Raw genomic sequence first — 9,719 nt, forward strand, 5'->3', positions numbered from 1 at the left:
GTCAGGCGAAGCAGTGATGAGTCGACGGAGGCGGTGGCGCGGTCAGGCGACGGTGCGCAGGCCGGGCCAGAGCTTGGACCACGGGGTGTGCAGGCCCTCGCAGAGCCAGACGGCCTTGCCCTGGTCGGCGTTGTTCACGTCCACGCCGTCGTCTATCGTGGCCACCTGCCGTACGCTGCCGAACTCCTCGCGCAGCTTGGCCTCGTCGCCGCCGACGTACAGTACGGCGCCGGAGCCGTCCGGCGGCGCGCCGAAGTACCAGGCACCGCGCTGCGGGCTGTACGCCTGCGGCAGCCCGTCCCCGGGCCCGTAGCGGTCCAGTGCGCCGGCCGCCCAGAAGGTGTCGGTGACGATCACCGCGTTGTGCTCCTGGTCGGCGGGCAGCGCGTGGTAGGCCTTTGCCACGGTGGCCGCCAGCTGCGGCCAGCCGATCGTCTCGGTGATGGAGAAGTTGGCGCCCTGCGGGGTGCGGCCGACGGCGGAGACCGGGTACACCGGGAGGCCGGCGACCGCCACCGCCGCGCAGATCACGAAGGCGGGGATGCCGAAGCCCCAGCGCCATCCGCGGGCCGCCGGGCGGTGCTGGAGGGAGACCGCGCCCACCGCCCAGAGCATCGGGAACAGGCCGGCGACGTAGTAGGCCCGGCCGTCGGTGAGCAGGAAGAACGCGGTCACCGCGACTGCCGCCCAGCCCAGGAAGCGGTAGGCGCGCAGCGCCTCCATCCGCAGCAGCCGCCACAGCCCCGCGCACATCAGCAGGACCAGCGGGAAGCCGGAGAGGATCAGCGCCAGTGGCAGGAACAGCACCCGGCCGCCGAACAGCGAGTCGTCCTCGGCGGCGATCGCATCCGTCATCTCCGCCTGCGGCCAGCCGTGCTGGGCCTGCCACACCAGGCTGGGCGCCGTCACCAGCACCGCGATCGCGGCCGCCGCCCAGAGTGCGGGCCGGGCGAGCAGCGAGCGCGGGCCGGCCACGGCCACCGCACCGACCAGGGCCAGCAGGAACACACCGACCAGGTACTTGTCCTGGAGCGCGGCCGCCGCCACCACGCCGAGCCACAGCAGCAGCCGGTCGTCGCGCAGCCGGATCCAGCGCACCAGCAGCCAGCTGATCAGGGTCCAGAAGAACACGTCCAGGGTCGGGGTGATCAGCAGGTGCCCGAAGACCACCACGATCGGCGAGACGGCGAAGGCGCCGGCGCTGAGCAGCTGGGCGCGGCGCTGCCCGCCCAACTCCCGCGCGATCAGGGCGCACAGGACGACCCCCGTGCCGGTCAGCAGGGTGGCCGGCAGGCGCAGCACCACCAGGTTGCCGGGGGCCAGCGCGTCCATGGCGTGGGCGAGCAGGGGCAGCAGCGGAGGCTGGTCGATGTAGCCCCAGTCCGGGTGCTTCCCGGCGGAGAGGAAGTACAGCTCGTCGCCGAAGTAGCCGTAGCGGCCGCTGGTCAGCAGCAGGGCCAGGGTCAGTACGCCCGCGACGACGGCCACCGGCCGCCAGGCGATCGGTGGGGCTTCGGGCCGGTCCGGTTGTTCGGCGGCGCTCGGCGGCGCGGCGTTGTCGATGGTCTGGCTCACGGTTTCTCCACGTGGGTCGATTCGTCGCATTCGGCGGGCCGGTTTCCGGCCGATATCCCGAGTGAATTCGCTGAATCCGCATTCCCGCGCCTGGCCGGCTCGCCGAGCAGAGGGCGTCAGGGATGTGCTGCGGGCGACTCGATCCTATGGCATCTCCTTGTCCGGCCGAGGGCTTGACGGAGCCTCGGGGTAGGGGTCGGGCCGCGCCGGATAGGGGTCGGATAGGAGGTGAACAAGGGGTCGGAGGATTTTCCGGCGCGACTAGGCTGGTGCCGCAGCGAAATATGCGAACCGTCCGAACGCGGAATGCGCCGTAACGTCCACCGAGGAGAAGTGTGTGAACGACAAGCCTCAGACGCCCGAGTTCCGCCTGGAGATCGACCGGTCGGCGGCGCCCGGCCGCGAGCCGGGGCCGATCGACCTCCGCCGGTACTACGCGACCCCCGCCCACTCGGGCATCCCGACCTTCATGGGTGTTCCGCTCTGCCTCAACCAGGAGGACCTGAAGGCCGGGAACGCCGACGTCGCGGTGCTGGGCATCCCGCTGGACTCCTCGATCGGCCACCGCGGCGCCGCCTACGGTCCGCGGATGATCCGCGCCGACGAGCGGTACATCTTCAACGCCCCCGAGGCGGTGATCAACGCCAGCACCCGGATCAACCCGTTCGACGTGCTGAAGGTGGTGGACTACGGCGACGCGGCCGTGGACGCCTTCAGCACGCCGAACTCGATGGACCACATCCGGGGACTGGTCCGGCAGATCGCCGAGGTCGGGGCCGTCCCGGTGCTGCTCGGCGGCGACCACTCGCTGCTGTGGCCGAGCGTCGGGGCGCTGGCCGACGTCTACGGCCCGGAGAAGATCGGCGTCATCCACTTCGACGCCCACCCCGACTGCCACGACTCGCAGTTGGGCCACCGGGCCACCCACAGCACCCCGATCCGGCGGATCATCGAGGACGAGAAGATCCCGGCGGGCAACGTGGTCCAGGTCGGTCTTCGCACCGTCACCGGCCCCGACAACCAGCTGTTCAACTGGATGCGCCGACAGGGCATGAAGTCGCACTTCATGGCGGAGATCGAGCGGATCGGCTTCCACGCCGTGCTGGACAAGGCGATCGCCGAGGTGCAGGAGAACGCCGAGTTCGTCTACCTCTCGCTGGACATCGACGTGCTGGACCCGGCCTTCGCCCCCGGCACCGGCACCCCCGAGCCCGGCGGCCTGACCAACCGCGAGCTGTTCCCGGCGTTCCGCCGGATCTGCCACGAGACCAAGGTCATCGGCATGGACGTGGTCGAGGTCGCGCCGCACCTGGACTCCGGGTACTCCACCACGATGAACGCCCGCCGCGCCATCTTCGAGGGCCTGACCGGCCTGGCGATGAACCGGCTGAAGATCGCCGGGCCGAACTACCTCAACCCGATCGTCTCCGGGCAGGTCAAGTTCCCGATGGGCTGAGACGGGTACCGGCGGCAGAGCCCGACACCAGAGGAGCGGGGGCGCATCGATGATGCGCCGCCGCTCCGCTGTTCGCCGCGTCAGTCCAGCGCCCGCCGGCGGAAGCCCCGGATGCCGAGCAGCCCGAACAGCACACAGGCCGCCGCGAGCGCGGCCAGGTCGACCCCGAGCGGGATCGACCGCGGTTCACCGTGTGGCAGCAGCACCGCGCGCATCGCCTCGCTGACGTACGTCAGCGGGTTGAGCGCGCAGATCACCTGGAACGGCCGCACCGAGGACAGGCCGTACCACGGGAACTGGGTCGCGCCGGTGAACATCAGCGGGGTCAGCACGACCGCGATCATGATGCTGATGTGGCGGGACTCCACCGCGGTGCCGATGGTCAGCCCGACGGTCGCGCCGGCCAGCGAGCCGAGCGCGAGCACACCGGCGACCGGCAGGACGCTGGAGGCCGGCCAGTGCACACCGTCCAGGACCAGGAACCCGAGCGGGATCATCACCGCGGCGGCCACCAGACCGCGGATCGCCCCGAACACCACCTTCTCGACCGCCACCAGGGCGAGCGGGATCGGGGACAGCAGCCGGTCCTCGATCTCCTTGGTGAAGGAGAAGTCGACGATCAGCGGGAAGGCGGTGTTCTGCAGCGCGACCAGGAAGCTGCTGAGCGCCACCACGCCCGGCAGCAGCACCTGCTGGAAACCGTGGCCGGTGTAGCCGAGGCCGGAGAGGACCTTGCCGAACACGAACAGGATGAAGAACGGCTCGACCAGCACCTGGGCGAGGAACGGGATCAGCTCGCGTCCCGTCACGAAGACGTCCCGCCAGAGGATGAAGGCGAAGGTCCGTGCCGCGGAGCCGCCTTTGCCGGTCTGCGGAAGGGTTGCGGTCGCGCTCAACGGAGTTCTCTCCCGGTCAGTTCGATGAAGACGTCTTCCAGGGTCAGCCCGCCCAGCGACACGTCCTCGATGTCGCAGTGCAGTTCGCTCAGGGCGCTGACCGCCGCGGGCAGGGTGGCCGAGGGCCGGCCGGTGGTGTAGAGCCGCAGTCGGTCGGGGACGTCGGCACCGACCTCGACGGTCTCGACCCGCTCCACCGTCTCGATCTTCTCCAGTACCCGGACCAGATCGGTGAGTTCACGCTCCTCGGCCGGCGCCCCGGCGGCCCGCAGGGTGAAGGTGAGGGTGCCGGTGCCGCTAAGTGAGGAGGTCAGGGCCTGCGGCGAGTCCAGTGCCAGCAGCTTGCCGCGGTCGACGATGCCGACCCGGTCGCAGAGCTTGGCGGCCTCGTCCATGTCGTGTGTGGTGATCACCACGGTGACGCCCCGGCGGCTCAGTTCGGCCACCCGCTCGTGGATGAAGAGCCGGGCTTGCGGGTCGAGACCGGTGGCCGGCTCGTCCAGGAAGAGCACCCTGGGCCGGTGCATCAGCGCGCGGGCGATCATCACCCGCTGCGCCTGGCCCCCGGAAAGCTCGTCCACCCTGGCCTTCCCCCGGTCACCGAGGCCCACCCAGTCGAGGCTCTCGTCGGCCAGCCGGTTGCGCTCGGCCCGGCCCATGCCGTGGTAGCCGGCGTGGAAGACCAGGTTCTGCCGGATGGTCAGTGAACGGTCGAGGTTGTTGCGCTGTGGGACCACCGCGAACACCCGGTGCGCGGCGGCCGGCCGGCTCACCACGTCGACCCCGAGGATGGACACCCGGCCCGAGGTCGGGGCGACCCGGGTGGTCATGATGCCGATGGTGGTCGACTTCCCGGCGCCGTTCGGGCCGAGCAGGCCGAACACCTCACCGGTCCTCACGGTGAAACTGAGGTCGTCGACGGCCGGCGTCGGCCGGTTGCGATATCTCTTGACCAGCCGGTCGACGACGACGGCGGTGGAATCGGAATCCACGGCCTGCGGTGCGCGTGCTGTATTCATTGCTTCCTGCAAATCGAGCGGGACGCGACAACGGCGACGATGGAAGCGCGGCAGGGATCACACGCATACTGAAACGCCGTCGTGTTACGCCGTCATGCGCGCCGACGGAAAGGGATAATGAACACTCAACTGTGCCGGACCATGTATAGCATGGGTGGCGCGGCCCAGTCCGGACAGGGGCGGTAGGGGCAGAGTAGGGGATGTGTGCCGACCCGGCCCGCTGCTAGCTTGAAAGGGCGCAAGTATTCTCCGCAATCGCTTCCCGGCAATTGTGACCGAATACTGCTGGGCAGGATTTCTCCCGCACGGGCGGGGAGTTGTGGGCGCAGGCCATTAAGCACGAGTCATTGCGAGTCATTGGCGGTCATGCCCGAACCTTCCCGACGACGTGTTCCGACTCGGACGTCCGGAAGCGGCCGGCACGGCCCTCACGACCGGTTCAAGGGTGGGACGGACAAGGCGTGGAGAACGAAGCGAAGCTCCTCGACTACCTCAAGCGGGCGACCGCCGATCTGCGCGAGACGCGTCGGCGGCTGCGCGAGCTGGAGGAGCAGGAGCCGGAACCGATCGCCATCATCGGCATGGCCTGCCGCTACCCCGGCGGAGTGACCTCGCCCGAGGACCTCTGGCAGCTGGTGGCCACCGGCACCGACGGCGTCTCCGGCTTCCCCACCGACCGGGGCTGGGACCTCGCCACCCTCCACCACGAGGATCCCGACCACCCGGGCACCTCGTACACCCGCGAGGGCGGGTTCCTGCACGACGCCGCCCAGTTCGACCCCGACTTCTTCGGCATCTCGCCGCGTGAGGCGCTGGCGATGGACCCGCAGCAGCGGCTGCTGCTGGAGACCTCGTGGGAGGCGTTCGAGCGGGCGGGCATCGACCCGGAGGCCGTCCGGGGCAGCCGGACCGGTGTCTTCGCCGGTGTGATGTACCACGACTACGCCTCCCGCCTGCTGGACGTCCCCGAGGAGGTCGCCGGCTACCTCGGCAACGGCAACTCGGGCAGTGTCGCCTCGGGCCGGGTGGCCTACGCGCTCGGCCTGGAAGGCCCGGCCGTCACCGTCGACACCGCCTGCTCCTCCTCCCTGGTCGCGCTGCACTGGGCGATCCAGGCGCTGCGCGCGGACGAGTGCTCGCTGGCCCTGGCCGGCGGCGTCGCCGTGATGTCCACCCCCAATGCCTTCATCGACTTCAGCCGCCAGCGCGGACTGGCCGCCGACGGCCGCTGCAAGTCCTTCGCCGCTGCGGCGGACGGCACCGGCTGGGGCGAGGGCGTCGGCATTCTGCTGGTCGAGCGTCTCTCGGATGCGCAGCGCAACGGGCACCCGGTGCTGGCGATCGTGCGCGGGAGCGCCGTCAACCAGGACGGCGCCAGCAGTGGGCTCACCGCCCCCAACGGGCCCTCCCAGCAGCGGGTGATCCGACAGGCGCTCGCGACCGCCAGGCTGACGGCGAGTCAGATAGACACGGTCGAGGCGCACGGCACCGGCACGACGCTCGGCGACCCGATCGAGGCGCAGGCCCTGCTGGCGACCTACGGGCAGAACCGCGACGGCTCCGCGCCGCTCTGGCTCGGTTCGCTGAAGTCCAACATCGGCCACACCCAGGCGGCGGCGGGTGTCGGCGGCATCATCAAGATGGTGATGGCGATGCGGCACGGTGTGCTGCCGCAGACGCTGCACGTGGACCGGCCGACGCACAACGTGGACTGGTCGGCTGGCGCGGTGGAGCTGCTGACGGAGGCGCGGCCGTGGCCCGAGACCGGGCGGCCGCGGCGGGCGGCGGTCTCGTCCTTCGGAGTCAGCGGCACCAACGCGCACACCATCCTGGAGCAGGCGCCTGCGGCCGACGCGGCCGAGGCCGAGGAAGCGGCCGGGTCGCCTTCGGCAGCGCCGTTCGTGCCGTGGGTGCTCTCCGGGCGGACTGCGGAGGCGCTGCGGGGACAGGCGCAGCGGTTGCTGGACTGGCTGACGGCCGCGCCTGAAGCGGGCGTCCCGGATGTCGCCTTCTCGCTGGCCACCTCGCGCGCGTCCTTCAAGCAGCGGGCGGCGCTCCTCGTCCGTGACCGGTCCGAGGCCCTGGCCGGCCTGGCGGCGCTGTCGCGCGGCGAGTCTGCGGCACGGTCGGTGGTCGGCGCCGCGGGTTCTGCGGGGCGGGTGGCGTTCCTGTTCGCTGGGCAGGGGAGCCAGCGGGTCGGTATGGGTGCCGAGTTGTACGAGGCGTTCCCGGTCTTTGCCGGGGCTTTCGACGCGGTGTGCGCGGAGCTGGACGGGCGTCTCGCGCGTCCGTTGCGTGAGGTGGTTTTCGGCGGCGAGGAGCTGGAGCAGACCGGGTACACGCAGCCGGCGCTGTTCGCGGTCGAGGTGGCGCTGTTCCGCCTGGTGGAGTCGTGGGGTGTGCGGCCGGAGTTCCTGGCGGGGCATTCGATCGGTGAGCTGGCCGCCGCGCATGTGGCGGGTGTGCTGTCGCTGGCGGATGCCGCCGCTCTGGTGGCGGCTCGCGGCCGGCTGATGCAGGCGCTGCCGGTTGGTGGTGCGATGGTGGCGGTGCAGGCGTCCGAGGACGAGGTGCTGCCGTTCCTCACCGAGGAGTTGGGGATCGCGGCGGTCAACGGTCCGACCTCGGTGGTGATCTCGGGTGCCGAGCAGGCCGTGCTGGAGGTCGCGGAGAAGCTGGCCGCCGACGGTCGCAAGACCAAGCGGCTCACCGTCAGCCACGCGTTCCACTCGCCGCTGATGGAGCCGATGCTCGCGGAGTTCCGGGCCGTCGCCGAGGGCCTGACCTTCGGCGAGCCCAGTATCCCGATCGTCTCCACCCTGACCGGTGACATCACCGACGAGCTCAGCACCGCCGACTACTGGGTGCGGCACGTCCGCGAGGCCGTCCGCTTCCGCGATGCCGTCCAGGCCCTGGAGCGTGAAGGCGTCCGTACCTTCCTGGAGTTGGGCCCGGACGGGACGCTCTCCGCGATGGGGCAGGAGTGCGTGAGCGAGGACGCGGTGTTCACGCCGGTCCTGCGCCGTGACCGTGCGGAGGCGGAGAGCTTCACCACCGGCCTGGCCCAGCTGCACGTCCGTGGCGTGAAGGTGGACTGGCAGGCCGTGTTCGCGGGCACCGGCGCCCAGCGCGTCGACCTGCCCACCTACGCCTTCCAGCGGGAGCGGTACTGGCTGGACACCGGCGCGCTCCAGGGCGGTGACGTCACGGCGGCCGGACTGGGTGCGATCGACCACCCGCTGCTCGGCGCGGTCGTCGGCCTGCCGGACTCGGAGGGGCACCTCTTCGTCGGCCGCCTCTCCGTCGAGACGCACCCGTGGCTGGCCGACCACGCCGTGGCCGGCAGCGTGCTGCTCCCGGGAACGGCCTTGGTGGACCTGGCGGTTGCCGCCGGTGACCAGGTCGGCTGCGCAGTGGTGGACGAGCTGGCCCTGGAGGCTCCGCTGGTCATCCCGGCGGCGGGCGCGATAAGGCTGTGCCTCGCGGTGGGTGCACCCGACGGGTCCGGACGCCGCCCGCTGAGCGTCTACTCCCGCCCGCAGGAGGACGCGGACGGCGGGACTGCCTGGTCCGACCGTCCTTGGACCGTCCACGCCACGGGCTTCCTGTCGGCCGAGGAGCAGGCCGCCTCGTTCGATCTGGTGGAGTGGCCGCCGCCGGGTGCGGAGTCCGTACCGGTCGATGGGCTGTACGAGGGGTTCGCGGCGGCGGGGTTCGGTTACGGTCCGGTGTTCCAGGGGCTGCGGGCGGCCTGGCGGCTGGACGGCGAGGTGTTCGCGGAGCTGGCGCTGCCGGAGGAGAGCCGGGGCGAGGCGGGTCTGTTCGGCCTGCACCCGGCGCTGCTGGACTCCGCGCTGCACGCGGTGGGGCTCGGGGGGCTGGTGGCGGACACCGGCCAGGGCCGGCTGCCGTTCGCGTGGAGCGGTGTGTGCCTGTACGCCTCCGGCGCGTCGGAGCTGCGGGTGCGGCTGGCGCGGGCCGGCGAGGATGCGGTGTCGCTGGCGGTTGCGGACGGTACGGGTGTACCGGTCGCGTCGGTGGAGTCGCTGGTGCTGCGGCCGTTCGCGGCCGAGCAGCTGGCGGGTGCGGGCGGCGAGGACGCGCTGTTCCGGCCCGACTGGACCGCAGCCGCCCTGCCGCCGGTCGGGGCGCCGGATGTACTGACGGTGCTCGGTGCGGACGATCTCGGGCTGGAGGATGCCGAGCAGTTCGGGAACCTGGCCGAGCTGCGGGCGGCGGTCTCGGCTGGCCTTTCGGTGCCGGGCACGATCGTGGTTCCCGTGCTGCCCGAGGCGGACCAGGATGTGGCCGCGGTGACGCGCGCCGCCGTGCACGGTGTGCTCGGCCTGGTGCAGGAGTGGCTGGCGGAGGATCTGCTGAAGGACACCCGCCTGGTGGTGGTCACGCGCGGTGCGGTGGCGACCAGTGACGCGGATGTACTGGACCTTCCCTCGGCCGCCGTCTGGGGTCTGCTGGGTTCGGCGCAGTCGGAGAACCCGGGCCGGATCGTGCTGGTCGACCTCGACGAGGACCCGGCCTCGCTGCGCGCCCTGCCGAACGCCGTCGAGAGCGGCGAACCCCAACTGGCCCTGCTCGCGGGCAAGGCCCTGGCGCCGCGTCTGGCGCGGGTCCCGGCGGTTGCCGAGGCCGAGCCGCTGGTGCTGGACCCGGAGGGGACGGTGCTGGTGACGGGTGCGACGGGCACCCTCGGTGCGCTGTTCGCCCGGCATCTGGTGACCGAGTACGGCGCGCGTAGGTTGCTGCTGGTCTCGC

Annotated in this window: 5 protein-coding genes; 2 read left to right on the forward strand and 3 right to left on the reverse strand. The window is 71.5% G+C overall.

The window, feature by feature from the left end:
• Positions 1-42: 42 nt before the first annotated feature.
• Positions 43-1,575, reverse strand: coding sequence for an ArnT family glycosyltransferase (locus ABD369_RS33180; protein WP_344640326.1), 1,533 nt, complete (start codon positions 1,573-1,575; stop codon positions 43-45).
• Between the two features lie 337 nt (positions 1,576-1,912).
• On the opposite strand from ABD369_RS33180, the gene ABD369_RS33185 reads away from it, so the two are divergent.
• A complete protein-coding gene (locus ABD369_RS33185) occupies positions 1,913-3,031 on the forward strand; it encodes an agmatinase family protein (protein WP_344640327.1) in 1,119 nt (372 codons plus the stop codon).
• 80 nt (positions 3,032-3,111) lie between these two features.
• On the opposite strand, the gene ABD369_RS33190 is transcribed toward ABD369_RS33185, so the two are convergent.
• Both ABD369_RS33190 and ABD369_RS33195 read right to left on the reverse strand, forming a co-directional pair.
• Positions 3,112-3,927, reverse strand: a complete 816-nt coding sequence (locus ABD369_RS33190; protein WP_344640328.1) for an ABC transporter permease — start codon at positions 3,925-3,927, stop codon at positions 3,112-3,114.
• Positions 3,924-4,946, reverse strand: a complete 1,023-nt coding sequence (locus ABD369_RS33195; protein WP_344640329.1) for an ABC transporter ATP-binding protein — start codon at positions 4,944-4,946, stop codon at positions 3,924-3,926. The genes ABD369_RS33190 and ABD369_RS33195 overlap by 4 nt, the downstream gene beginning before the upstream one ends.
• Before the next feature lie 461 nt (positions 4,947-5,407).
• Between ABD369_RS33195 and ABD369_RS33200 the strand changes: the two genes are divergently transcribed.
• On the forward strand, positions 5,408-9,719 hold a 4,312-nt coding region (locus ABD369_RS33200; protein ID WP_344640330.1), incomplete at its 3' end, for a type I polyketide synthase.

Origin of the sequence: Kitasatospora cystarginea, from assembly GCF_039533515.1 — a bacterium.
In the GTDB taxonomy this organism is placed as follows: Bacteria; Actinomycetota; Actinomycetes; order Streptomycetales; family Streptomycetaceae; genus Kitasatospora; species Kitasatospora cystarginea.